Raw genomic sequence first — 300 nt, 5'->3', positions numbered from 1 at the left:
TCGAGGCGGTCAACGCGCGCTGGGTGGCGTGTGGCCGAGGCGATCGCCAGGGTGGTGCCGGTGAAGGCCCAGCCGTCGCGGTGGATCAGGACGCCGCCGCCCGCGAGGACCAGACCGACGACGGCCGCGCCGAGCGCGATCCAGGTCCAGCCGACGCCGTGGGCGAGTTGGGTCCACAGGCCGAACGCGCCGACCACGACCACCGTGGGGATCAGCAGCACCCGCGCGATGCGCTGGGCGTCGGCGCGCACGACACCGCCGGTCTTGAGGGTGAGGAAGATCGCGCCGTGCAGGGCGAAC

1 protein-coding gene is annotated in these 300 nt (G+C 74.0%); it reads right to left on the bottom strand.

The features are described 5' to 3' along the window. The coding region (locus ON30_RS03480) for a cytochrome d ubiquinol oxidase subunit II (protein ID WP_040704149.1) at positions 1-300 on the bottom strand (300 nt) is incomplete at both ends.

The organism is Nocardia takedensis NBRC 100417 (assembly GCF_000308695.1).
GTDB classification, from domain to species: Bacteria; Actinomycetota; Actinomycetes; order Mycobacteriales; family Mycobacteriaceae; genus Nocardia; species Nocardia takedensis.
This window is presented reverse-complemented; position numbering and strand designations above follow the sequence as displayed.